This is a genomic window from Lonsdalea britannica (genome assembly GCF_003515985.1).
In the GTDB taxonomy this organism is placed as follows: Bacteria; Pseudomonadota; Gammaproteobacteria; order Enterobacterales; family Enterobacteriaceae; genus Lonsdalea; species Lonsdalea britannica.
In genome coordinates this window covers 676,828-702,005 of record NZ_CP023009.1, presented here as the reverse complement: position 1 = coordinate 702,005, position 25,178 = coordinate 676,828, and the positions used below count along the sequence as shown (strand labels likewise).

Below are 25,178 nucleotides of genomic sequence, written 5' to 3'. Positions count from 1 at the left end.
ATGAGATATGCCTATAATACACCCTATTTGACTTTAATTAACCGATGCTGAGCGTGTCTGCGAAGCCACGTCGGCGGCGGGACGAAAAGCCCTACAGGAATATCGATAAAATGGTAAACGAAAATAATCTGATCTGGATCGATCTGGAAATGACGGGACTCGATCCGGAACGCGATCGCATCATCGAAATCGCCACGCTGGTGACCGATGCTCATCTGAATATACTCGCGGAAGGTCCTACGCTGGCGGTACATCAGCCAGACAGCCAGCTTGCCCTGATGGATGACTGGAATGTGCGTACCCACACCGGCAGCGGACTGGTCGACCGCGTGAAGGCGAGCACCTATGACGAGAATGCCGCCGCGCAGGAGACGATTGCGTTTCTGCGCCAGTGGGTGCCTGAAGGCAAGTCGCCGATTTGTGGCAACAGCGTGGGTCAGGACCGCCGTTTTCTGTTTCGCTACATGCCGGAACTGGAATCATACTTCCACTACCGCTATTTGGACGTCAGCACGCTGAAAGAGCTGGCGCGCCGCTGGAAACCTGAAATTCTGACCGGCTTCAAAAAACAGAATACTCATCAGGCGCTGGACGATATCCGAGAGTCCGTGGCTGAGCTGGCCTACTACCGCGAGCATTTTATCCAACTGTAACGTGTTATACGGAAGCGCGCCGCGACGAAAAAACACCCGGCGTGGCGAGATTTTCCTCAATCTGGCGTTTTTCTACTCGGTTAGAAGAAAATTACGTTTCAGGGGTTGCGCCGCCAAACTTTCCTCGTATAATGCGCTCCCCGTACCGGCAAAGAAATTTCGGTACTGACAGCACCACCCAAGCGGGAATAGCTCAGTTGGTAGAGCACGACCTTGCCAAGGTCGGGGTCGCGAGTTCGAGTCTCGTTTCCCGCTCCAAATTTAGAATTACAGAGCGCGTCAAGCTTCTGTAATTTAGAGAAAAAAGGACCTTCGGGTCCTTTTTTCGTTTCTGGCTTTCCTCGCTTGATTCCTTGAATAAAACCGCGACCAGACTCGCGGCATTCTTTTATCTCCCTGTCACCATATTACAGCGTTGGCGACCAACAGCGATTCCGCGAAGCCTTAATTCTGACGGCGACGATCTACTGCTAAAGTCATTCGGTCTACCAAGGATTGCAGTTCATCTTTAAATTGGGTTGAATCGGTACCGTTTTCTAGCTGTGTCAACGTTTGTTGCTGTACTTCATATCCCTCAGGCAATTGCGCTTTTTCAATCGCCGGTAGCGAGTTGCTGTGGTCCCTCACTTCCTGATAGCTCTCTGCGCTGATCTTGCCAGTACGGTGGTATTCGGCTGTCATTTTAGCCACCACTTTTGCACGCCATTGATTTTCTTGGTCATCGGCTTCTCTAAGGGCAGCACGGCGCTCGTTGACCGTGAAGGAACCGCTGTCATCATACGTAATCAGCGCCAGCTGGTCGCGAGACATCCCCTTGAACGGGTTGCTTGCTTTGCCGTTGGTAAAATCGGTGGCCTGTTGGGCCTGAGCCAGTCGTTGCGGATCGTCAGAAGCAGGCACTTCGGCGTCGTGAGCCGCTTTATTGCGCGTGTAGCTTTCGCCGAAGAGCTCGTGAATGGTGGATTCAGCGAAGGCTGCGAGTCCGTGACGGCTCGTGCTGGCATCTCGCTCCGCGGCGCGTGCGGCGGCATCGCTGAGTTGGATCGAAAGTGAGGACACCTGTGTTGTTGTACTGGTGGGGGTATCCAAAGCGCTGTAGGCCTGTGATGGGGTTGACTCACCGCTGTGGTTAATCGTGCTTTGATCGCTGACTTGTGCTTGTTGGGCGGTGGAACCCAGTTGATTAATACTGTTCATCGGGAGTCCTTCACTCTTTGTTTAGTATTTTGATGCGCCAGTACAAGCGACTTTTTGTCGTGCCTCTGAGCCGCACTTGTTATTACTTCATTGTGAACTCAGCAGCCCAATAAAAATTAATGGTGCTCCGATAGGTAATGGCGGCATTGCCTATTTCCCCGTTGTAGCTGATCGCATCTTTATTCCATTGCAGTATTTTCGTTACACGCCGCAATACAGCAGGGGTAAAAGCCTTAATTCTGACGGCGGCGATCTACTGCTAAAGTCATTCGGTCCACCAGGGATTGCAGTTCATTTTTAAATTGGGTTGAATCGGTACCGTTTTCTAGCTGTGTCAACGTTTGTTGCTGTACTTCATATCCCTTGGGCAATTGCGCTTTTTCAATCGCCGGTAGCGAGTTGCTGTGATCCCACACTTCCTGATAGCTCTCTGCGCTAATCTTGCCAGTGCGGTGGTATTCGGCTGTGATTTTAGCCACCACTTTTACACGCCATTGATACTCTTGGTCATCGGCCTCGCTCAGGGCTGCCCGACGCTCGTTGACCGTGAAGGAACCACTGTCATCATACGCAATTAGCGCTAGCTGGTCGCGAGACATCCCCTTGAACGGGTTGCTTGCTTTGCCGTTGGTAAAATCGGTGGCCTGTTGGGCCTGAGCCAGTCGTTGCGGATCGTCAGAAGCAGGCACCTCTGCGTCGTGAGCCGCTTTATTGCGCGTGTAGCTTTCGCCGAAGAGCTCGTGAATGGTGGATTCAGCGAAGGCTGCGAGTCCGTGACGGCTCGTGTTGGCGTCTCGCTCCGCGGCGCGTGCGGCGGCATCGCTGAGTTGGATCGAAAGTGAGGACACCTGTGTTGTTGTACTGATGGGGGTATCTAAAGCGCTGTAGGCCTGTGATTGGGGTGACCCACCGCTGTAGTTAATGGCGCTTTGATCGCTGACTTGAGTTTGTTGGGCGGTGGAACCCAGTTGATTAATACTGTTCATCGGGAGTCCTTCACTCTTTGTTTAGTATTTTAATGCGCCAGTACAAGCGACTTTTTGTCGTGACTCTGAGCTGCACTTGTTATTAATTCATTGTGAACTCAGCAGCCCAATAAAAATTAATGGGGCTCCGATAGGTAATGGTGGCATTGCCAATTCCCCCGTTGTAGCTGCTCGCATTTTTATTCCACTGTTGTATTTTCGACGGGTTGTTAATAAACATTAGACTATACTAGAGACGAACAACCAGAGTAGTTTGAAATTAACACGTTTTCTCCTCCTGAGGTGTACTGCACTATCGCAAAATTCTCATTAGGAGAAAGGGTGTTCTGTGCAATGTCAGTGTTACTCGATAGGGGAGGGACCGTCGTTTTGGGTTTAGGTTTTCTTCGTTCTAATTGGCTGATTCTTTGTTATTCGTGATCTTAAAAGTTGCTTCTTGATTCCCTGGATTTTTAAACGTAATGGTCACAGGTGGGCCGGAAAATGTTACACCCTCCTTGCAAAGGGTTATGACCACAATGGCTAGTAACTGCATCGTTTCATGTGATTGTTTTCCTATTGCAGCTAATAATCTTATCAAGTGAGCTATACGTAGATCGAGTTCGTTGTGCGTTTTCCCCATGTATATGGTTTTCGTTTTTTGCGAAAAGTAGATAAGTAATTAAGCGAAAGTATATTCTTAAGTGGTTATTTTTTAATTTCTATAAATAAAAACAAAAATTAATTAATATTTCAATTTTATCACCTTAATAAATTAATTTTTATGTCACCTTAAGTTATTCAATGATACGTGTTCGATTAATATGATCCCTGAAAGGTATATTGATCTTTATGCCAAATAACTTCGCAAAATATTAGCTCACTCGAAGGGCGCTCAGTCCGATTTAAGCGATCTGATCAATCGCCAAACATCACAAATCACCAACTGGACTGAGTTATGCCGATCATCGCATTTATCCCCGATGACGAACGACGCCTGATGAGAGAAGAAGCCGAGCAAACCTGTGTTAAAAATTAGGCCGAACTTGCCGTCAAGCGAAAACCATCACCCTAGTGGTGGATAATTACCTCTTTCATAAAGCCGCAAAGTGGCGCGTTGGCTGGCAGAGAACAATACGTTCCGGTTATTGTTCCTGTGCGGATGTGCTCGCCGTGGCTGAATCCGATAGAACGGTTGGGGTTGTCGTTACACGAAACCCTAACGCGAAATCATCAATGCCGATATATGTGGCAGTGACTGGAACAAGTCAATCAGTTTATGAATGCCGCCTCGCCGTTCCCGGCAATCAACACGGACTGGATACAGTGGAGCGATAATAGGCGAAGTTATTTAGGATAAATAGCCTTTTTCCACCCATTCTCATCAGACATTCCGTTTATTTCTATTCTTTAATTCTGCCTCAGCGCTCTCATCTTTTTCTTATCGTATTTTCCTATTAAGCATATCCCAAATAGGAAGGCTATTTTCATATTGACGCATTGCTTGCTTATTAATTCGTCATCATTCTTTGTGTCGATTATGTATTGGTTGTTAATTTAAACAATAAATAAACATGGATGTTCATATGCAATATTTTATTTGTTTTTGAAACCTGAAAAATTCCGACGATAACCCCAAAATTACATTCTTTGTTCTGTCTGTTGTTGTTTTTTTGGTTTTTTATTCTTGTTTTTGGTGCTTTCGCTGCCGAATGTATGTGTTTTGTCCTGAGTTTAACAAGTTTTTGTTAAATCTCGCGATTTATTATTTTTAGAAAATACTCAAAGGGCAGGGGAAATTCTTCATTTGCAATGATTTCTTAGTCTTGCCGCTTCTGTCTTTATATAAAGTCACGTCTTCGGCGTGCCTTTATATTCATGATGCAGAGGTTCCGGCGGGCGGGAAATACCCCTGTGTTTAAAAATCACACTCTTAGACTATTTACATAGCCTTTATATTGGTAATAAGGAATAGTGACTATGCGTAAAACTCTACTCGGCGCCTTGATCGGCGCGTCTATTCTGTCAGCCGGTTATGCCAGCGCTGCGACGACCGTTGCCGGTGGTACCGTACACTTTACAGGCCAGATCGTGAATGCGGCTTGTGCGGTCAGCTCAACCTCTTCTAACCAGACGGTTAACCTCGGACAGTATCGTACCGCGAACTTTACTGCGGTAGGGGCTTACTCCGGTAAGGTGCCTTTCACGATCAAACTTGAAGATTGCGATCCTACCGTTTCCACGACAGCCGCCGTCGCTTTTAGCGGATCTGCCGATGGTAACGACAGCACCGTATTGTCCACCAGCAACATCAGCGGCGGCAGCTCCGGTTCGGCAGCTGGCGTAGGTATTGAAATTTCCGATAGCAAAGGCACCGTGCTGTCCCCGACCGGCGCCGCTTTCTCTAGCCCGCAGACGCTGATCACCGGTAGCAACACCCTGAACTTCAACGCTCGCTATAAATCGACTCTGGCTACCGTAACCCCTGGCGAAGCGGATGCGGATGCCACCTTTACCATGCAGTACGAATAACTACTCACGCAGGCAGGGAAGCGTTATGGCCGCCAGGGAGGGCGCCATTTTTGACTTTTTGTGGAAACGACGTTGCGACAAACCAACGCCGGTTCCGCGTTTCTGTACCGACATCTGCCGTGTTAGCGGAGGCGGATTTAGCGTCTGACGTAATTCGACCTCGCGCGTAATGCTCAACCCGTAGCTGTCAATCAGTCATTTTCGTACATGGAGTTTAGCGTGCTTAATTCAACTTTTTTCCGCCGCGCTTTGGCCGGTATGGCCCTGTCCGTTTTAACCGTCATTCCGCTGGCGGCGCAGGCCGGGGGCGTGGCGCTGGGCGCGACGAGGGTGATCTATTCTGCCGGTGCGACCCAAACCTCTTTGGGCGTGACCAATACGGATACCAAAAGTCCATTTCTTATTCAGTCTTGGGTGGAAGATACGACGGGCAAGAAAAGCGAGGCCTTTGTGGTCACGCCGCCGCTGTTCGTCGCCAAACCATCGGGCGAAAACATTTTACGCATTATGTACGTCGGCGCGCCTTTGCCGACCGATCGTGAATCGGTGTTCTGGATGAACGTTAAGGCGATTCCGTCCGTCGATCGCAAAGATATTCAGGATAAAAACGTTCTGCAATTGGCGGTTCTCTCCCGCATCAAACTGTTCGTCCGCCCCGTCGGCCTGCCAGAAAGCCCGGCCGAAGCACCCACGCATCTGCGATTTCATCGTCAGGGCGATAGCCTCATCATCACCAACCCAACGCCTTATTTCGTCACGTTAGTGAACTTCAACCTTGGTACCCGAAAACTGCCTAACACCATGGCGCCGCCCAAAGGAAATGTCACCGTTGCGTTGCCTACCGATGCAAGTGGCCAGGTGTTCTTCCAGTCAATTAACGACTATGGGGCCAACAGCGCTCGCGTTACCGGCGTCATGCAATAGCGCCGAACAGTGAACGGCAAATCGCGAACCGGGCATGAAAAAGGAGGGTGCATACCCTTCAGGTTGCTTTCCGTCACTTTTTTCAGGAGTTTTTTTTTCAGGAGTTTTTCATATGCGGCCATTATATCGGAAGCCCCATTTCAGACAGTCGCGCGCCACGCCGTTATGGCGGTTGTCGCCGCTGTGCCGGGCGATCGCGTTATGCGTAGCATTACCTTCGGCCGGCGCTTATGCCGAACTATTCTTTAACCCGGCGTTCTTATCCAGCGATCCTTCGGCGGTGGCGGATTTGTCGCGGTTCGAGCAGGGAAAAGGGCAGGTGCCGGGGGTCTATCACGTCGATGTCTATGTGAACGATGAATTCGTCGAAACACGGAATATCCGGTTTGATGCGCGCAAACCGACAGCCGCTGGTGTAACGCCGCTCGAACACGAGTCGGACGATACGGGGCTGGTGCCCTGCATTACCCACTCGCAGGTTGAGTCGCTCAACGTCAACATGTCGGCCTTCCCGGCCGCCGCTGGTAGCGCGGGGCAGGAGTGCGTAGCGCTGACGCGCATCATCCCCGACTCCCATATAACGTTTGATTTCGAACTGCAACGCCTGAATATCAGCCTGCCTCAAGCTTCGCTCAATAACAGCGGCCGCGGCTACATTCCGCCGGAACAGTGGGATGACGGCATCTCCGCCGCGCTGCTGAACTATGACTTCACCGGTAGCAATAGCTCCGGCGACGACGACAGCAACAACTACTTCCTCAATCTGAACAGCGGCCTTAACTGGCGCGGATGGCGCCTGCGGGATTACTCCACCTGGAGCTACTACAGCTTTGAGGGGCGGCATACGCGCGACTGGCAGCATATTAATACGTATTTACAGCACGCGATTATTCCGCTTAAAGGCGAACTTACCCTAGGCGACAGCAATACGCCGGGCGATGTGTTCGATACGTTGGGCTTTCGCGGCGCGCAGCTAGCGTCAGACGATAATATGCTGCCGGACAGCATGCGCGGATTCGCCCCCACCATCCGCGGCGTCGCGAAAAGCAACGCCCGCGTCACGATCCGGCAGAACGGCTTTATCATTTATCAGTCTTACGTTGCGCCGGGCGCATTCGCCATCACCGACCTTTACCCGACCTCCTCCAGCGGGGATATGGTGGTCACGGTGACGGAAAGCGACAACAGCTCCAGCACCTTCAGCGTGCCCTACTCGGCGGTGCCGGTATTACAGCGCGAAGGGCGCGTGAAATACGCGGTGACCGCAGGTAAATACCGCAGCAACTATACCCAGCAGGAAAAGCCCGAGTTCGGGCAAGGTACGGCGATCTGGGGTCTGCCCGGCGGCTTCACGCTGTATGGCGGTACGCAGGTGGCGAAGAAATATCAGGCGGGTGCGATCGGCGCCGGTAAAAACCTCGGGGACTGGGGCGCGCTGTCGGCGGATGTCACTCAAGCATACAGTAAGCTGGCGGATGACAGCCGTCATCAAGGGCAGTCAATGCGCTTCCTGTACGCCAAGTCGTTGAACACCGTCGGCACCAACTTCCAGCTACTGGGCTACCGCTACTCCACGCAGGGCTACTACACGCTCGATGAAACCAGCTATCGCCGCATGGTTGGCACGAACTACGATACCGATGACGGACTGATCGACCCAACGGTGGAGTACAACAATTACTACAACCTTAACTACAACCGTAAAGGGCGTATTCAGGTCAACATCACCCAGCAGCTCGGCGATTACGGATCTGTTTTCCTGAGCGGCAGCCGCCAAACCTACTGGCGTACCAATGACACCAACTCATTGTGGCAGTTGGGGTACAGCGGTCACTTGAAGGGGGTGAGTTACAGCCTGTCCTTCAACTACAACAAAAGTCCCGGACTGGTGGAGCCAGACAAACGCGCCGCCTTCAACGTTTCCATTCCTATTGGACAATGGTTGTCCGGCGGCGGCAAAGAGTCGGATATCACCCGCTCGGGTAACGCGGCCTATGCCACCTATGCGGCGAATACCGACTGGCACGGACAGACAACGCATCAGGCCGGTATTAACGGCACGTTGTTGGAAGATAACAACCTGAACTACAGCGTGCTGCAAGGCTACGGCAATCACGGTGTCGGCGGCAGCGGCTATGCGAACCTGAATTATCAGGGACGCCACGGCAACTCCAACGTTGGCTACAACTACGGCAAGCGATACCGTCAGGTCAACTACGGCCTGAGCGGCGGCATTGTGGCGCATGACAGCGGCCTCACGCTAAGCCAGCCGCTGGGGGCCACCAACGTATTGATTAAAGCGCCGGGCGCCAGCGGCGTTAACGTAGAAAGCGTGACCGGTGTGAGCACCGACTGGCGCGGCTACGCTGTCATTCCCTACGCGATGACCTACCACCGCAACCGTATTGCTCTTGATACCGCCACGCTGAAGGATAACGCCGATCTGGATGACGCCGTTGTGAACGTGGTGCCGACTCAAGGGGCGTTGGTGCGCGCCGAATTCAAAACGCACATCGGTTCACGCGCGCTGCTGACGCTGATCCGGTCTGACGGGCAGCCGATGCCGTTCGGGTCTGCGGTTTCAACTAATGACGGCCGCTCCGACAGCATCGTCGGCGATAATGGCCAGGTCTATTTATCCGGTTTGCCGTCCACGGGCAAACTCAACGTGAAGTGGGGCGATGCGACGACTGAACAGTGCGTTGTTCCTTATTCACTGCCGGATGATAGTGCAACGAAAGCGATTAGTTATGCCAAAGTGAGGTGCCAATAATGCGTCAATTAACAACATCGAAATCGCTTCGGACGGCTAGAAGAGCTGGGTGGCTGAAACGGCTTTCTATCATGTTGCCCTTACTGGCTTTTCCCCTTATCGGTGAATGCGGCAGCGATCTGACGCTGACTTTCAGCGGGGCAATCAGCTATACCGGCCCGGCGGATGACGTGTCCGTCGGTCAGCAGATCGGCCCGGCTTGGTCGGCGAGCAACAAAAACGTCTATATGTGTAACAACTCAAGCAAGGCCACGGCCAAAGCTTATGTCTCCGCCGTACGTCCCAACACGGGATTAACGACGACTATCAACGGCGTGAATTACATTATTTACGACTCGGGCACGCCGGGCATCGGCTTGGTGGTGGGCGTGAAGGATTCGAACGCCACGAACTATTCCGCGCTGACGACGACGCAAAACCAGTGGTATCCGGCCCCGGGGACCAACACCGTGCCGTATAACGGCATCGGCGGCTACGGTAAGGTCACGTTGGTCAAAACCACCGGTCACTTACAGACCGGGACGACAACGTTGGCTGCGCAGAATATTGCGATCGTGCAATGTTATGGCTCCGACGGCTCCGCTACCGACTCCGCATACATCAAAATCGCCCAGACCCAGATTACCGTTGCCGCGACCGGTTGTACCGTGCAGTCCGGCGCGAATCGCGTGATTGACATGGGGAATGTCTCTACCGGCAACCTGCCCTCCGTGGGCAGCCAGTCGGCGGCGAAATCGACGTCTATCGGGTTGTCCTGCGATACGGGCATCCACGTGGCGGCGACGATCTCCGACCAGAGCAATACCGCGAATACCAGCAACATCATCGGGCTTACCAGCGGCTCAACGGCTAAAGGCATCGGCATTCAGGCGTATTATAACGGCAGCTCCACGCCGGTGAGTCTGGGGCCGGACGACTCCAGTAAGGGGAACACCAACCAGTTCACCATCGCCGATATTTCCACTCAGGGGCAGTCTGTGACGGTTCCGCTCATGTTCAGATATGTGCGAACCGGCGATATGACCGCGGGAACGGCCAACGGTCTGGTCGGTGTGACGTTCTCCTATCAGTGAGGCCATTATGACAATTTATCGAGTAATTCTGGGGAGCGTGGCGCTCAGTATCATGGCCGGTTCGCCGGTTGCCTCCGCCTATGACTCGTATATCCAGATCAATGGCAATCTGACGTCGAACACCTGTTCGGTCAGTACTGCTTCGCAGGACAAAACGGTCAATCTTGGCTCGGTGGCGACGAAACAGTTCTTTGAAGGAGGCTCCCGAGCGCTGACGCCAGTGCGTTTCACCCTCGATCTGGAGAACTGCGGCGCGTCCGCCAGCGCCGTCTCCACCACCTTCACCGGTACGGCGAATAAAGATGATGCGACGCTGCTGGCGCTGAACAGCAGCAGCACCGCAGCCAACGTCGGGATTGCGATTTTGGATAAAAATCGCAACCGCATCTCGCTTGGCAACGCCAGTGAGCAGTATGCGCTGACCGCCAATGCCAGCAGCGTGCAACTGGTGTTTTACGGCCAGTACGTGGCGACGCAGAGTAGCGTGACTGCGGGTACGGCCAATGGCGACGCGACTTTCACACTGACCTATCAGTAACCGCGTCTGAAAACGCATAGGGAAAAGACCGCGCCCATGATGTACGAACGGCGGGAGCATCGTTGTCTTTAGCCATAACGACATGCGCCGGCGCGGCGACTTCATGCTCAGAGCTCCCATAGGGCTGGGCATTGACGGGACGGGAATCGCCGTCCTGCTTTCTTGCCGGGAACGGCAATCACGTGATGCATCTCCCGCAGACTGAAAGATAACGACGATAAGGACGAATAGTGATGAACCTGACGGTGGCGACACTCATCGAACGCGTAAAAAAACAGCTTGGATGGCTATGTTTGGCGGCGGGCGTTTTTTTTTCCCCGACAACCTTTGCCACGTTGTGTAATACGGCAACTGGCTCGCCAGTGAATTATGACTTTAATTTCAATTTTTCCTCGCAGCAAAACTATGTCGGTTACACCACTGGCTGGAATCAGAAGTCGGACAGCGGCTCCTATGTGATCAGCGGGGGGTGCAATAACAAAGACACCGTTTACTACACCGCTCAGGCCGGTTCGGCGCTGAGTTACTCTTTCTCGGACGGCTCCGCCAACTGGTACGACATCACCGGCAATGATTATTTGCAGGTTGCCTCGCAGATGTATGTCTACAACGCTTCCGGCGGTAGTACTTACCATAATGTTCCGTTTACCGACTTATCAAATAACTGCAATGGTAAGTGCGGCGGGACGGCGACGACGGGCAGTCGTGTACAGGTCAGTTTCCGTATTAAACGCAAGTTTGTCGGCATGACGACGTTGCCGTCTATCCCGATTTTTTACTTATACGGCAATCAGGGCGGAACGGGACAGGGCACCGGCTCTCCGCTCGTGGTCGGATACCTGAGCGGCACGGTGACGGTGCCGCAAAGCTGTGAATTGAATGCTGGACAGGTGGTCTCCATCGACTTCGGCAATATCTCCACCGGCGCGTTCAAAACCGCGGGTGCCAAGCCTGACGGCGTCAGCGCCGTGACCCGCACGATCGCGATTGCCTGCAATGGCATTGAGGCCCAGTCCAATTTGTCGCTGCGCGTGCAGGCCGATACGGTGTCGGGCAAAGCGATTGTCTCGAATAACAGCGACGTCGGTTTTGTCGTGACCAATAGCAGCGACAGTGCGCTGACGCCTAACGATATCTCCAGCGTACTGCCTTTCACGCTGGACGGTAATCAAAGCGCCAACGTCACGGTGAAAGCTTATCCGGTCAGTGTGACCGGCAATACGCCGCAGGCGGGCGTCGTCACCGCGTTGGCCTACCTGCGCGTCGATTTCGATTAAGGGAGGGATAATATTCATGTCGCCGAATAATTTTTGCCGTCTCGCCACCGCCGCTTTCATCGCGCAGGCCGTTGGGCTGTGGGGATGTTTACCGTCCGCTCGCGCGGATCTGGGATCGACCAACCTCCAGTTCAGCGCGACGCTGCTGTCCAACAGCTGTGCGGTCAGCGTGGGGTCGCAAGAGCAAACCGTGAATATGGGCACGCTGGCGACCAAGCAGTTCGCCGTCAATAAGACAGGCGCGGCCCCGGTGCGATTCGTAGTGAACTTGGAAAGCTGCGGTTCGGCGGCGTCTTCGGTCACCGCCACCTTCTCCGGCACGGCGGATACGAACGATTCGACGCTGCTGGCGCTCAACTCGGGGAGCACCGCGACGCACGTGGGGATCGCCATTCTGGATAAGGATCGTCAACGCATCCCGCTTGGCAACGCCAGCGAGCAATATCCGCTCACTGCCGGCGCCAGCAATGCGCAACTGGTGTTCTATGGTCAATATATCGCGACGCAAAGCAGCGTCACCGCAGGCACCGCCAACGGCGATGTAACCTTTACCTTGAATTATCTGTAAGCGCGCGCGACCGACTGCGGCGTCGCCGCCGTCGGTCCGACCGTGACCGCTCTGCGTTCCCGCTTTTCTCTTCCCGCCCGTGTCCTGTCTCCGCCTGCCTGCCGGGGGCGTACGTGACGCCGAAGCGGCTCTGGTCTCCCCGGCGTTAATGGCATAAGGTTTAAGACGTTTGCCGCTCTCAGAACGCGCAAGCGCTCTCATGCTTGTTGTCTTCTGGCCATCTTTCGATGGCGTGCGCCTTCTCACATGAACGAGGCGGCTTGTGACGCATGGCGTGCGATAGCCCCCGGACAACGATGCGTCCCCTCTACTCGATAAGGAATCTGATGATGACCTCTCTGCTGTTCATTCTTCGTATTATTCTGAGGTAATTATCATTTAGTGCGATTGTCGTGATTTTTTGTCAACTTGTTGAAAGTGAAAACGGCTTAGATGCCAGTCAGCGCTTTAGTATCAAAATTAGAGATGTCGAATATGGAAATTTATAACTACATTGCTTTCTTCATTTTTTCTTTCGTCGCCAGTATTACTCCAGGACCGGCTAATATCGCGATATTCAGCCAGTCATCAAAAAGCGATTGGAAGAAAACGATTCCTTTTTCCCTCGGTATTACGACGGGTTTTGGTGTGGTTCTTTACGCCAGTGCATATATTTATTTATCGGGAGCTCAGGAAGATGAAAGAATTATGTATCTTCTGAAAATATTAGGCTCGATTTATTTGTTGTGGATAAGCTATCAGATTATTCGATCCAGTCCTGACTTGCCCTCAGAAGCAAATAAACCGACGCTCTCTTTCGCCAGTGGATTACTTATTCATCCATTGAGCTATAAGGCTTGGTTGTTCGCTATTCTTTCCTATAGTTCTTTTGTCGCAGGCGCATACCGACAACACATCGTCGTTTATGCTGTCCTTTTTTTCATCTCTTCCATCATCTCATTGATACCCTGGATGGCGCTGGGGCATATCGCAGGGCATTATTTAAGTTCTAGAAAAATAGAGTTGATCAATAAGATATCTGGTTGGACGTTAATCATTCTGGTGATCTATGTATGGGTCATCTAGCTGATCCAAAGTGTGTTGGTTTGCGTATTCCTGGGCAATGATGGCTATCATGGCCTCATTGGGAGGTGCGCTATCTGTCCGGTCAGAGGCCCCAAACTATGACCCGCTTGCCGTTATTCGTGATGCTGTGAGGTCGACCCCGGCGATTCAACCCAGACCCGTTGGGTGACTCCGGAGCGCAGACGCTTTTTCATGTCAGCGAGATCGGTAGGATCATAAACTTCGCAGATAACGCCGAATTGAGACAGGACGTTCTGAGCCAATTCTTTGACCGGCGGAGTAGACGATGGTCGAGGCGCGATAAACCGGAACGGAAAAACCCGCGAAACCGTCCACCACGGTGTCGGGATGAGAGACGCACCGCGTCTCATCTGAAGGGATCGTGTTCGACATATTTTTCTCCCTGCGCCGTAAATTGGCGTTGTACGAAATAACGTCTGCATGGAATGAGGCCGCTTTGAAGAACTATCCGCATCAATGAATATTGAATTAACCTAATCAGACCGTTGTTATTCGGCGTGGGCATGCGTTTTACCACTCTTTTATCTAAAGCCATACAACGCCATTGAAAATCCCTGGCATTAATCATTGAGTGGGAGATATTGCGCAAGAGAAATTATTGCCACGGTGAATTAAATTTTCCCATTCTTTTATTTGTCTCATGTTGGCAATAAAAATGATCTGATTTTTTAATTGGTCATTAGAACCTTTAAATATGATGCGGGTCTATTTTTCTATCGCAACGCTGTTGTAGGCCTTATTTTTGCTTGTGAAGCTGCTCACACAATAAAAGATTCGTAGTCGTTTGCTGTGCCGGAAGATGCCATCTTTTAATCATAAATATTTCTTACACAACTAAAACACAATCACTGATAGGGAAGGGAACGATGTCGAATTTACCTATGTGTATGCTGGCCGCAACGGTGTCATCCGTAGTGCTTTCTCAGCCCGTTGATGCCGCCGAAGAGAAGAAAAATCGTGAATGGTGGAAAGAGGTTGTCGTTTATCAAATATATCCCCGTTCATTTAATGACAGCAACGGAGACGGTATTGGCGATCTCAACGGTATTACCGAGAAATTGGATTATTTAAAAAACCTCGGCGTTGATGTGATTTGGCTCAGTCCGCATTTTGATTCCCCGAATGCGGATAATGGTTACGATATTAGAGATTATAAAAAGGTCATGAAAGAGTTCGGTACGATGAACGATTTCGACCACATGCTGAGTGAAATTAAACGCCGCAATATGCGTTTAATTATCGATTTAGTGGTGAACCATACCAGTGATGAACATCAGTGGTTCCAAGAGAGTCGCAAGTCGAAGGATAATCCGTACCGCGACTATTATATTTGGCGAGATGGACGCGATGGTAAAGTGCCGAATAATTATCCCTCTTTCTTCGGTGGTTCGGCCTGGAAAAAAGACGATCAAACGGGCCAATATTATCTGCACTATTTTGCCGAGAAACAGCCTGACCTGAACTGGGAAAATAAAAAGGTTCACCAAGAGGTCTATGACGTTATGCGCTTCTGGCTGGATAAGGGTGTTGCCGGTTTTCGCATGGACGTGATCCCTTTTATTTCCAAGCAGCCAGGTCTGCCTGATTTAAGCCCGCAGCAGCTGGCCCAGCCGCAAAATGTTTTCGCCACCGGACCGCGTGTCCATGAATATCTACATGAGATGAATCGAGAAGTTCTGGCGCCTTATAACGCCATGAGCGTGGGCGAGGCCTACGGGGTCACGTTTGAGGATACGCCTAAGTTCGTCGACACGGATCGCCAGGAATTAAATATGCTGTTCCACTTTGACGTTGTACGCCTCGACCGTGATGGCTGGCGTAAGACGGACTGGACCTTGCCGCAACTCAAAACCGCGTTCGATAAAATTGACCGCTCCGGGGCAGCAGGCTGGAACACCAGCTTCCTAAGTAATCATGACCTTCCGCGCGCGGTGTCCCATTTTGGGGATGACAGCGATGCATGGCGGGAGGTGTCCGCCAAAGCGTTGGCAACGCTCATGATGACCCAACGAGCAACGCCATTCCTATATCAGGGGGAAGAGCTGGGCATGACCAATTATCCTTTCACCCGCGAGACGGATTTCGAAGATGTAGAAATCCGGGGATTGTGGAAGGCGTTGGTGGAAGGCGGAAAAGTGTCGTCGAAAGAGTTTTTGGATAATGTGCGTCAGACCTCACGTGATAACGGCAGAACGCCGATGCAGTGGAGTTCTGCGCCTCAGGGCGGGTTTACGACCGGTAAGCCTTGGCTAGCGGTGAATCCCAACTATACGAAAATTAATGCGGCGACTCAGGTCGACGACAATCATTCGGTCTACGGTTATCATCGCCAACTGATTGCGCTGCGGCGTCACACTCCCGCGCTGGTCCATGGAGAGTATCGTGATCTGGCGCCGGAGCATCCGAACCTGTTCGTTTACACCCGCACTTTAAAAGATGAACAGTATCTCATCGCCATCAACTTCTCGCGGGAGACGCAGAACTGGTCGTTGCCGGCAGGCAAAAAAATTGTTCAACCCGTCATCAGCAACCGTCCGGAAGAGGCCGCCTCGGCGGGCTCCGATCATCTGACATTACAGGCTTGGCAAGCGGCTATCTTCAAACTGTAAGCTATGCACTAAACCGTCACGTCCAGCGTTTTTCGGCGTGACGGTTCCCATCGTATTGCTCCCTTCATCCGTCAGCACCGATTCGTTAACACCTGCGTGTTGGCTAATTTTCAGGTCTTTCCCACGTCAAAAAAGCGCGATGAACTGACGTATCGATGACAAGGATACGCTGGTTTCCCCGGCTTTTATGACATAAGGTCTGAGGTGTTTTTCACCACAAATGCGGGTGTGTATGTTGATGTTCGCACTCCTAGTGGCGTTGTTCGTTCTTATGCGGAGGGGGAGATGCAGGAAGCTATCATCGCGCGCGTTCGACGGTGGGAAATACTTTTGCGACAGGCGATGTTAGATTCGGACGTCGCGGCGTTGGAAACGCTGCTGGATAAGGAACTGCTATTCGTCACTCATGTGGGAAAGATGCTGGGACGAAGCGACGATCTCGGCGCGCATCGGTCAGGGCTTATCGAGCTCCATGATCTGCAGACAACGGATGAGCGAATTCTGATTAAAGACAACGTCGTCATTGTTTCCGTGAAAACCCGTATTTCCGGGCGCTTTAATGGTCAGCCTAGTGACGGCGTATTTCGCTTTACGCGGACATGGTTACTCTCGCCGGACTTGATGAGCGGGCGTGTGATTGCCGCCACCTCTGTGCTATTGCCCTAATGGTAAAGACGTTTCCCTTCTCTTTATAAGGAATCTAACGATGACCTCTATGCTGGTACTGGACTCACGCGCGGATGAAATCAAAGGCGCTCTGCGCGATGCGGCATCGGACATTGAATTGGTGACCTCCGATGGCTCCGTCGCTCAGGCGGCGCAGTACGACATTTGGGTGGGTGAGCCGAAGCAGGTTGTCGGCCTGTTGGCGCAGGGGGTTCATCCGCAGTGGCTGCAATCTACGTGGGCTGGTTTTAAACCTTATCTTGCGGAAGGATTGCCGCGCGACTACCGGCTGAGCCGTGCGGTGGGGGTATTCGGCCAGCCGATTGCCGAATATGTACTGGCATATCTACTTCGTCACGAGCTGCATTTGGAAGAACGACGCGAGCATCAGCGCCAGCGTCGCTGGCAGCCACGTCTACCCGGCTCTTTGGCCGGACGACAGGTACTGATCGTCGGAGCCGGAGACATCGGTAGTGAGGTGGCCGCCTTCCTACAGCCCTTCGGCGTCGAACTGTCCGGCATCGTTAATACGCCGCGGTCATTGCCCCATTTCAACCGTGTGGCAGGGTTGGGTGACCTGGCGCGCGAGGTCGCTTGTGCCGACTACGTAATTAATCTGCTGCCAGATACAGTCCGAACAACGGATATCTATAACGCCGAACTGTTCGCTGCGATGAAATCATCTGCGTTATTTATCAATGTGGGGCGCGGGACGGCGGTGGTGGAAGCGGATCTGCTCTCCGCCTTGCAGGAGGGGCGAATTGCGGGCGCGGTGCTGGATGTATATAGGCAAGAGCCATTACCCGAATCGCATCCTTTCTGGCAGGCTCCCCGTCTGACGCTGAGCCCGCATGTGGCGGGTCCAATGGTCGCCGCGCTGTTAGCGCGACTGCTGATAGATAATCTGTCTCGCTTCCACGCGGGACAGTCCCTGCGGGGCGAAGTGGCATTTACTCAGGAGTATTAATGCGGATGGTTTGACGGATACCGTAGATGGCAAAGGCTAGCCTATACAATCGCTTCTCCGCCTAATAAATAAGCGGGTGTCGATTACATAACGATCAGCAGTAGAATCATTGCCAAATCTGCGCAACTTCTTGCGCACTTCCCAGCACAAATCACTGTTTGCGCAATGTTTGCAAACGATCTGCGCATCTTGCGCAATATTTTGCGCAGGTATTGGATAGGGTAAAACGCGTATTTTAAATTCCTTTATAAAACAGTAAGATAAAAATTGGCATGGTCATTGCATTATTGGGCGGCGAAAGTAAAAAACCGTTCAACAACAAGGAGCATGACTATGCCAACCCCATGTTATATCAGCATTGAAGGGAAAACTCAGGGCAACATCACCGCCGGTGCTTTCACCTCTGACTCTGTCGGCAACATCTACGTGCAGGGCCACGAAGACGAAATGCTGGTGCAGGAATTTAACCACGTTGTGACCGTACCGACCGACCCGCAGTCCGGTCAGCCGTCCGGCCAGCGTGTGCACAAGCCGTTCAAATTCACCGTGGCGCTGAACAAAGCCGTCCCGCTGATGTACAACGCCCTGGCGTCCGGCGAAATGCTGCCGACCGTGACCCTAAAATGGTACCGCACGTCGGTAGAAGGTAAGCAGGAGCACTTCTTCTCCACCACGCTGACCGACGCCACCATCGTGGACATCGACTGCCAGATGCCGCACTGCCAGGACCCGTCCAAACTGGACTACACCCAGCTGATCCAGGTGTCTCTGTCCTACCGTAAAATCGACTGGGAACACACTGTCGCCGGGACCTCTGGTTCTGATGACTGGCGTGCGCCGGTCGAAGCGTAATGCCGACCACCCGGGCCTTTGGCCCGGGTTTTCCACTTCTGGCGGTCACCACCGCCATCATCGACGGATGTTGCGGCGTGGGCAGACCCAGGCCACAGCAAAAGCACAAAGATAAAAAGCACACAAAAGTACCGTCCACCATCACGGCGGTATCGCGGGCGCACGGAGATACACTCCGGGGCGTGCGGTAGCCGTGGCGTCAGGGAAAAAGGAGAGGGATAACGTGGCAAGCATGACCGGGCTTCAGTTTACCGTAACGATAGGCGCGCTGCCGGAGAGCACATTCTCGGTAGTGGATTTTCAGCTGGACGAAGGGCTGAACCGACCCTTTGCGCTGGGGTTGTCGCTGGCGAGCGCGCTGCCAGCGGTGGACTTCGGCGAGGTGCTGGACCAGCCGTGCGAGCTGCTGGTGTGGTACGAAGGCGAGCTACAGCGGCGGGTCAGCGGCATCATCAGCGAGTTCGGTCAGGGCGACACCGGCTTTCGACGCACGCGTTATCAGGCGGTGGTGCGCCCGGCGCTGTGGCGGCTGGGACTGCGGACCAACGCCCGCATCTTCCAGGCGCAGAAGCCGGAGGAGATTATCAGCATCCTGTTGCAGGAAGCGGGGATTACCGATTTTGCGTTTGCGCTGCGCAACGAACACGCCCAGCGGGAATACTGCGTGCAGTACCGGGAGAGCGACCTGGCGTTTATCGAACGTCTGGCGGCGGAGGAAGGGCTGTTCTACTTCCACGAGTTCGAGGCCGGTAAACACCGGGTGGTGTTCGCGGACGACGCGGTGGCGCTGGGCAAAGGCCCGGACCTGTTCTTCAACCTCGCCAGTCAGGGATTGACGGAAGGCGCGTATGTGCGCCAGTTCAGCTACCGGGAAGCGGTGCGCACGGCGGAAGTGGAGCTGAAGGACTACAGCTTCAAAACCCCGGCTTACGGTCTGTCGCACAAGAAGCTGGGGGAAGAGCTAACCCATCAACGTGAGAGCTACCAGCACTACGACTACCCGGGCCGCTTCAAAAAAGACCCGAGCGGCAAGGCGTTCAGCGGCCATCGGCTGGATGCGCTGCGGGCGGATGCGGTCACCGGTCAGGGCAGTTCAAACGCCGGGGCATTGATGCCGGGGAGCGCATTTACCCTGACGGAGCACCCGAACCCGATGCTGAACATCGCCTGGCAGGTGGTAAACGTGACCCACATCGGCACCCAGCCGCAGGCGCTGGAAGAGGAAGGCGGCGGCGAGCCGACCACGCTCAGTAACACCTTCGGCGTGGTCAAGGCCAGCACCACGTGGCGACCCGCGATGCCGCACCGCCCGATGGTAGACGGTCCGCAAATCGCGACGGTGGTTGGCCCATCAGGCGAGGAGATTTATTGCGATGAATACGGTCGGGTGAAGCTGCAGTTCCCATGGGACCGTTACGGCGCGAGCGACGACCAGAGCTCCTGCTGGGTACGGGTGAGTCAGGGCTGGGCGGGCGGTCAGTACGGCATGGTGGCCATTCCGCGCATCGGCCATGAAGTGGTGGTGAGTTTTCTGGAAGGTGACCCGGACCAGCCGCTGGTGACGGGAAGAACCTTTCACGCGACTAACCCGACGCCTTACGTTTTGCCGGAGCATAAAACGCGTACCACGCTGCGCACCGATACGCATAAAGGCACCGGTTTTAATGAGTTGCGCTTCGAAGATGAAGTGTCGCGTGAACAAATTTACGTTCATGCGCAAAAGGATGCGGATACGGTGATCAACCACATTCATCGCCAAAGCGTAGGGCTGGATCAGCACCTGAGCGTAGCGCAGGATCAATACCAGCGGGTTGAGCGTCACCGTCACCGAACCATCGGTCAGGATGACTTTGAACAGATCGGGCAAGATCATCATCAGGCGATCGGGCGTAATTTCATACAGCAGATCGGCCAGTCCCTCAAACGGCTGATCGGCGGCGGCGAGATCACCAAGATCGCGGGTAGCCGACAGTCAACGATCGGCGGTTCGGAAGAAACGCTGATCGGCGCGCACCAGCGCACGGTGGTGAACACTGATAGCTACCTCAAGGCGGCGGATATCGTGCTGGAAGCGGGTCAGGCCTTGACGATCAAATCGTCCGGCGGCTTTATCAAAATCGACAGCGCTGGCGTGACCATCTCGGGAACGATCGTCAAGATCAACGACGGCGGCTCACCAGGAACCGGGGTAGCGCCATCTTCTGTCGAACCGGATGCGCCGAATAAACCCACGCTGCCGGATGCGCCGGATCGTCGATAAGGAGATAACATGCCAAGTGCCGCACGTTTAGGCGACAGCTGCTCCGGGCATGGCTGTTTCCCCGCCACGCCGATTATTCAGGGAAGCAGCGATGTGATCATCAACGGCAAACCTGCCGCCCGTAAGGGCGATATGGTGCTGTTGCACGCTTGCCCTTGTCCCACCATGCCGCATGCCTTACATCCCCGGTCGATCTCTGCAGGATCCAGTAATGTCATCATCAACGGCAAAGCAGCGGCGCGGGTGGGGGATGCCATCGGCTGCGGTGGTTCCGTCGCCGCGGGTAGCGGGGATGTGATCATCGGCGACACGCCGCATCAGTCCCCGGTTAAATCCTGCGCGGAGCAGTCGGCCAGCAAGCGATCGCCGCTGCTGGCGTTGTCGCCTATGCTGCTGCCGTGGAAGGGCCTGATGTCGTGGATGCCGACGCCTGAGCTACCGCTGCCAACGGAAGCGTTGACGCTGGAACAGCGCAAAGCGCGTTACGCGGCACGTAAACAGCTGGCGCAACAGGCGTCGTCGGTGCCGGGCCTGCAAGACTCTGCCAAGCGTCTTGCAGGCAACAACGACAGTATTTTGCGCGCAGAGGCGGCGAAGTATGTCTATGATGTGGATGAATTTCGCCGCGGGAAGTATACGGAGCTTCCTGCCCCGCCGGTGGGGTTGTCTATCGTGGATCCTGAGCAGATGTTGTCAAATCAAGATAACCCTTATTTCAATAAAAAGTCCGGATTTGGGGCCGCGTTATTTAAGTCGGAGATCAATGGCGAAACGATGCTCACCTATCGGGGTACTGATAACTCGGTGACCGGTGCTAAGGATTGGAAAACTAATGGTTTACAAGGTTTAGGCTTGGAATCTGCCACATATAACCAAGCGATGGATTTAGCGAAACGCACCTCATTTGAATATGCAAATGAAAACATAAAGCTCGTGGGCCACTCTCTGGGGGGGGGATTAGCCTCTGCTGGCGTTAGTGCAACCAAACTTCCCGGCTATACCTTTAATGCTGCGGGCCTACATGCCAATACGGTCGCCCGCGCTGGGGGAGCCTCTTTGGAGGAGACGGCCGCGCTGATCAAGACTCAGGCCGTCGATGGCGAAGTACTGACCATGGCGCAGACTTATGGCAAGGCGGCGGTTCCGGGTCTATTAGCGTTAGGAGGCTCGTTGATCGGTGGTTTGCTTGGGGGGGGAGCAATGGGAGCGATGGTCGGAGCGGCATGTGGCATGATGGAGCTTTACAAAGGCGCTTTACCGAAAGCCGTCGGTGAGATGTCGTCGCTACCGTCACTGGGCGGATCGCCCATTGCCCGTCACGGTATGGATCAGGTGATTGCCGGGATTGAAACGCAGAAGAAAGAGGATATCGGCGCAATCAATAGTGTGCTTAAGGAGACGTGATGCATTGGTTGAAACGTATCAAATGGGGATGTCTTTTTATCGCCAGTCTGTTAACGGCCTGCAATATAGGAGGACGGAGTATGGAAGCCAAAGAGCTGTTTGACCCGGCTACCGCTGCGCTATTGGAAAATATTCGCTCGGGTGATGAGAGCAAAGCTAGAGAAATGCTTTCTCAGGGCGTTAGGCTTAATATTCATGGCAAAGAAGGCATAACTCCTTTGCAATGGCTTATTATTGAAACGCGAGACAAAAAAGCGGTGGGGATGAGTTTAACCCTCGGTGCCGATCCCAACTTCAAAGATGGGGATGGTGATACGGCGGTCAATACGGTAACCGGATTTAAAGATCCCGATTGGTTACGGATGATGCTGGATGCTGGGGGCGACCCGAATACGTTGGGCAGTAACGGACAACCTCCTTTATTCAGCGCGATCGGTGAAGAGCGTTGGGCGGATATAGAACTTCTACTGGCGCGCGGAGCAGATATTAATGCGCAAGATATGCAGAAAAGAAACAGCGCACTGTATGCGGCTTATTTGAACAAATATGAAATCGTCTACTGGTTAATGGAACAGGGAGCCGCGGTTGAGGGTTACGATGATATCGGCGCTGATCTCGCTTGGAATGTTCATTTTAGCGAGTCGGTGATGTCCAAAGATGCGCCGCAACGTCCGTGGCTGATAAAGGTCAAGCAGGCGCTGGAGCAAAAAGGGGTTAAGTTCCCACCTCCCTCTCCTAAAGAAGTTAGAGCGCAGTGGGAAAAGGACAAGGCTAAATAGCTCACCATTATCAGGGAACGAGCAGATTCGTTCCCTGACATTTTCCTCTCCTGACATAGTTGCGTATTCTCATTTATTCCCTAACGAAAAATATAAATGCCACCGCGTGGAATAACGCCGTTATTTCGCAGCATTAATTCTTTATTGTTATCCCTTAATTCCGATTCAGGTTTATCAGATGAATGAAAAAAACAGCCTGAGACTCTTTGAGATTATTCGAAATAAAACCTCGCCGTTGTATGCCATTATCGATGTGATGTGTTATCCAGAGCTGCCGGTTTATTGGCGAGCCTTTCATCAGTCGGCGAAAGATCAATGGCGGCAGCTCGATTCCCCGATATTTCCAGATTCATTACGCTTAGTTGCGCCGTTTATTATCGAACTTGATGAAGGCAACTGCGGAGAAACGCTGCTGCATTGGACCCAGGGCCAGGACTACGGCCATCAGGGAACGTTGCTGATGACTGGCGACATGTCGCTTGATGAGATGGTGCAGCATTGGCAACGACGCGTGGTTTGCCGTGGACCCACCGGGCAGGAGACGCTGTTTCGCAGCTATGGCCCGGATGCCTTGGCGCTATGGTGGGCGACAATCAGCCCGCAGGAGCAAACGGATTTCCTTGCGCCTGCCCGGCAGCTGTTTCTACCGGCCGAGAATCGCGAGTTTTTGGATTATATTCCCTTGCTCGATGAAGAAATATCCATGTCGGCAACGAACAATTATCAAATATCGCTGAATCAAAGCCAGTTTGATCTCTTAACACACGATAATCGGCTGCGTTGTCTGGCGAATCAGCTTTTTATGTATGTCAGCGAAAGAACGTTTTTTTTATTAGATATCGAACTGTTGAGAAAACGTTTTATTAGCGGTATTGCGCTGGCTAAAAAATTATATCCGCGCGCCACCGACGCCGAATGCGAAGCCTGGTCTGCGCATCGCTGGATTATCGGCAGCGAGTTTTATCACCATCCTCATTTTATTCATCTGACCACGCGCCACGCTTTGGGAAAATGTATTCAGCTATTCAAATCCCAACCGCGCCATCTGGAAGAGGTTCGAGCACGCTACCACCGGCCTGACTGGATGAGGGGACTATCGCCTGACACATTGGAGGTCACCGAGTGACATCAACGACACCTTTAACCACGCCTTTTCTGACTAAAACGCAAGAAGACGCTGACGGATGGCTGGCACGTATCGATGAAGGCGGGTGTTTCATCGTGGCGGAAGCCGCCCTGAACGACGCGGCGCCGTGGCTGGCTGAGCGCTGGGGCGGCAGTCTGGAACACACCCGGCTGTATTGGGGCGAGGCCGGACGCCAGCATGCGTCCATCTCCCCCTATTGCATTCCGGTCACGGCACAAAACTGGCCTCAATTGGAAGAGTATCTTTGCACCCGAGATGGGTGGGGCATTGGCATTCAGCTTGAGTGGTTCATGCAGGCCTATACGCCGGGACAACAACTGGTCGAGCTGGTCAATCATCTGCGGCACTGGAGTTTGGTGGCGATGCCAGACGGAGAGAATGCCATTTTGCGCATCAGCGACTGGCTGATAGTGAAGCAGCTTCTGTCGGCCAGCACGGCGCAGGAGGCGACGGCCTTGTTCGGCCCTATTGCCCGATTCTACGACATGGCGTCGGGGAGTGGCGCGTCGAAGGTGCTGACCCTCACGCACCGTGAGTCTCACGACATCCCCAATACTTCGCCCCGCCAACTCAGCGACGCCCAATGGCAGGCGCTCCTTGGCCCGTCCACGCAGAACGCTTTGGAAACCTACATGACTCACCTGCGCACCTACCATCCACGTTGGCAGTCCGAAGGCGATGACGTGCTGTTGGCATTTACTCAAGAACAGGTGAAGCAGGCCGAGCTACAAGGGTTTAACAACGACCGCGATATCGTGCGCTATCTGGCGCTGGCGACGGAGCTCAGTCCCGACTTTATCGGCGAGCCTTGGGCGCAAACGGTCATGGCGGAACCGGAAATTATCGGAACCCAGAACAAAATGGATCGCCTCTACGCCGCCGCGGTGAGCCAACAGAGCGAAGCATAA

Annotated in this window: 21 protein-coding genes, 1 tRNA gene and 1 pseudogene; 20 read left to right on the top strand and 3 right to left on the bottom strand. The window is 53.3% G+C overall.

The genetic code is table 11. The annotated features are described in order from the left end of the window. Nucleotides 1-110: 110 nt before the first annotated feature. Both orn and CKQ53_RS03255 read left to right on the top strand, forming a co-directional pair. Nucleotides 111-653 carry an oligoribonuclease gene (gene orn / locus CKQ53_RS03260; protein ID WP_094118841.1) on the top strand — a complete coding sequence of 181 codons (543 nt, stop codon included), beginning with the start codon at nt 111-113 and terminating at the stop codon, nt 651-653. Between the two features lie 182 nt (nt 654-835). Next, nucleotides 836-911 (top strand) — tRNA-Gly (locus CKQ53_RS03255). A 186-nt stretch (nt 912-1,097) separates the two neighbouring features. Here CKQ53_RS03255 and CKQ53_RS03250 read toward each other — a convergent pair. Together CKQ53_RS03250 and CKQ53_RS03245 are read right to left on the bottom strand one after the other, a co-directional pair. Continuing rightward, nucleotides 1,098-1,850, bottom strand: coding sequence for a hypothetical protein (locus CKQ53_RS03250; RefSeq protein ID WP_094118842.1), 753 nt, complete (start codon nt 1,848-1,850; stop codon nt 1,098-1,100). Nucleotides 1,851-2,083: 233 nt separating this feature from the next. Beyond that, entirely contained in the window at nt 2,084-2,836 is a 753-nt protein-coding gene (locus CKQ53_RS03245) for a hypothetical protein (protein WP_100053539.1), read from the bottom strand. 1,014 nt (nt 2,837-3,850) lie between these two features. Between CKQ53_RS03245 and CKQ53_RS03240 the strand changes: the two are divergent. The 9 genes and pseudogenes from CKQ53_RS03240 to CKQ53_RS03200 form a co-directional block, all read left to right on the top strand. Then, nucleotides 3,851-4,153 (top strand): annotated as a pseudogene (locus tag CKQ53_RS03240) (transposase); the annotation flags it as partial. Nucleotides 4,154-4,795: 642 nt separating this feature from the next. After that, complete coding sequence (gene fimA / locus CKQ53_RS03235; protein ID WP_094101652.1) at nt 4,796-5,347, top strand: type 1 fimbrial major subunit FimA; 552 nt, start codon at nt 4,796-4,798, stop codon at nt 5,345-5,347. 258 nt (nt 5,348-5,605) lie between these two features. Further along, nucleotides 5,606-6,271 carry a fimbria/pilus periplasmic chaperone gene (locus CKQ53_RS03230; RefSeq protein ID WP_240503862.1) on the top strand — a complete coding sequence of 222 codons (666 nt, stop codon included), beginning with the start codon at nt 5,606-5,608 and terminating at the stop codon, nt 6,269-6,271. A 112-nt stretch (nt 6,272-6,383) separates the two neighbouring features. Then, entirely contained in the window at nt 6,384-9,044 is a 2,661-nt protein-coding gene (locus CKQ53_RS03225; RefSeq protein ID WP_085653558.1) for a fimbrial biogenesis usher protein, read from the top strand. Nucleotides 9,045-9,115: 71 nt separating this feature from the next. Further along, entirely contained in the window at nt 9,116-10,117 is a 1,002-nt protein-coding gene (locus tag CKQ53_RS03220; protein ID WP_085653557.1) for a fimbrial protein, read from the top strand. A 7-nt stretch (nt 10,118-10,124) separates the two neighbouring features. Further along, the gene (locus CKQ53_RS03215) at nt 10,125-10,655 is read left to right on the top strand and encodes a fimbrial protein (RefSeq protein WP_094101649.1); all 531 of its coding nucleotides are present in this window, start codon (nt 10,125-10,127) and stop codon (nt 10,653-10,655) included. Nucleotides 10,656-10,888: 233 nt separating this feature from the next. Further along, nucleotides 10,889-11,932 (top strand): fimbrial protein, encoded by a 1,044-nt coding sequence (locus CKQ53_RS03210; RefSeq protein ID WP_085653555.1) that lies wholly within the window; start codon nt 10,889-10,891, stop codon nt 11,930-11,932. Nucleotides 11,933-11,948: 16 nt separating this feature from the next. Beyond that, nucleotides 11,949-12,500, top strand: a complete 552-nt coding sequence (locus CKQ53_RS03205) for a fimbrial protein (RefSeq protein WP_085653554.1) — start codon at nt 11,949-11,951, stop codon at nt 12,498-12,500. 432 nt (nt 12,501-12,932) lie between these two features. After that, entirely contained in the window at nt 12,933-13,565 is a 633-nt protein-coding gene (locus CKQ53_RS03200; RefSeq protein ID WP_094118844.1) for a LysE family translocator, read from the top strand. A 213-nt stretch (nt 13,566-13,778) separates the two neighbouring features. Here the strand turns inward: CKQ53_RS03200 and CKQ53_RS18365 are convergent, their stop codons facing one another. Continuing rightward, nucleotides 13,779-13,958, bottom strand: coding sequence for a hypothetical protein (locus CKQ53_RS18365; protein ID WP_139824070.1), 180 nt, complete (start codon nt 13,956-13,958; stop codon nt 13,779-13,781). A 494-nt stretch (nt 13,959-14,452) separates the two neighbouring features. Between CKQ53_RS18365 and CKQ53_RS03195 the strand changes: the two genes are divergently transcribed. The 9 genes from CKQ53_RS03195 to CKQ53_RS03155 all read left to right on the top strand — a co-directional run bounded on the left by CKQ53_RS03195 (nt 14,453) and on the right by CKQ53_RS03155 (nt 25,178). Then, nucleotides 14,453-16,195, top strand: coding sequence for a glycoside hydrolase family 13 protein (locus CKQ53_RS03195; protein ID WP_085653552.1), 1,743 nt, complete (start codon nt 14,453-14,455; stop codon nt 16,193-16,195). 285 nt (nt 16,196-16,480) lie between these two features. Beyond that, nucleotides 16,481-16,861 carry a nuclear transport factor 2 family protein gene (locus CKQ53_RS03190; RefSeq protein WP_085653551.1) on the top strand — a complete coding sequence of 127 codons (381 nt, stop codon included), beginning with the start codon at nt 16,481-16,483 and terminating at the stop codon, nt 16,859-16,861. A gap of 40 nt (nt 16,862-16,901) precedes the next feature. Next, on the top strand, nt 16,902-17,828 hold the full coding sequence (locus CKQ53_RS03185; protein WP_085653550.1) for a D-2-hydroxyacid dehydrogenase: 927 nt from the start codon (nt 16,902-16,904) through the stop codon (nt 17,826-17,828). Between the two features lie 333 nt (nt 17,829-18,161). After that, the gene (locus CKQ53_RS03180; RefSeq protein ID WP_118894653.1) at nt 18,162-18,680 is read left to right on the top strand and encodes an Hcp family type VI secretion system effector; all 519 of its coding nucleotides are present in this window, start codon (nt 18,162-18,164) and stop codon (nt 18,678-18,680) included. Between the two features lie 223 nt (nt 18,681-18,903). After that, complete coding sequence (locus CKQ53_RS03175; protein WP_118894651.1) at nt 18,904-20,940, top strand: type VI secretion system Vgr family protein; 2,037 nt, start codon at nt 18,904-18,906, stop codon at nt 20,938-20,940. 9 nt (nt 20,941-20,949) lie between these two features. Further along, a complete protein-coding gene (locus CKQ53_RS03170) occupies nt 20,950-22,344 on the top strand; it encodes a PAAR domain-containing protein (protein ID WP_118894649.1) in 1,395 nt (464 codons plus the stop codon). After that, nucleotides 22,344-23,123 (top strand): ankyrin repeat domain-containing protein, encoded by a 780-nt coding sequence (locus CKQ53_RS03165; protein ID WP_094118047.1) that lies wholly within the window; start codon nt 22,344-22,346, stop codon nt 23,121-23,123. Before CKQ53_RS03170 ends, CKQ53_RS03165 begins: the two co-directional genes overlap by 1 nt. Nucleotides 23,124-23,301: 178 nt before the next feature. Then, a complete protein-coding gene (locus CKQ53_RS03160; protein WP_094118048.1) occupies nt 23,302-24,249 on the top strand; it encodes a DUF4123 domain-containing protein in 948 nt (315 codons plus the stop codon). After that, nucleotides 24,246-25,178 (top strand): DUF4123 domain-containing protein, encoded by a 933-nt coding sequence (locus tag CKQ53_RS03155; RefSeq protein WP_118894647.1) that lies wholly within the window; start codon nt 24,246-24,248, stop codon nt 25,176-25,178. Before CKQ53_RS03160 ends, CKQ53_RS03155 begins: the two co-directional genes overlap by 4 nt.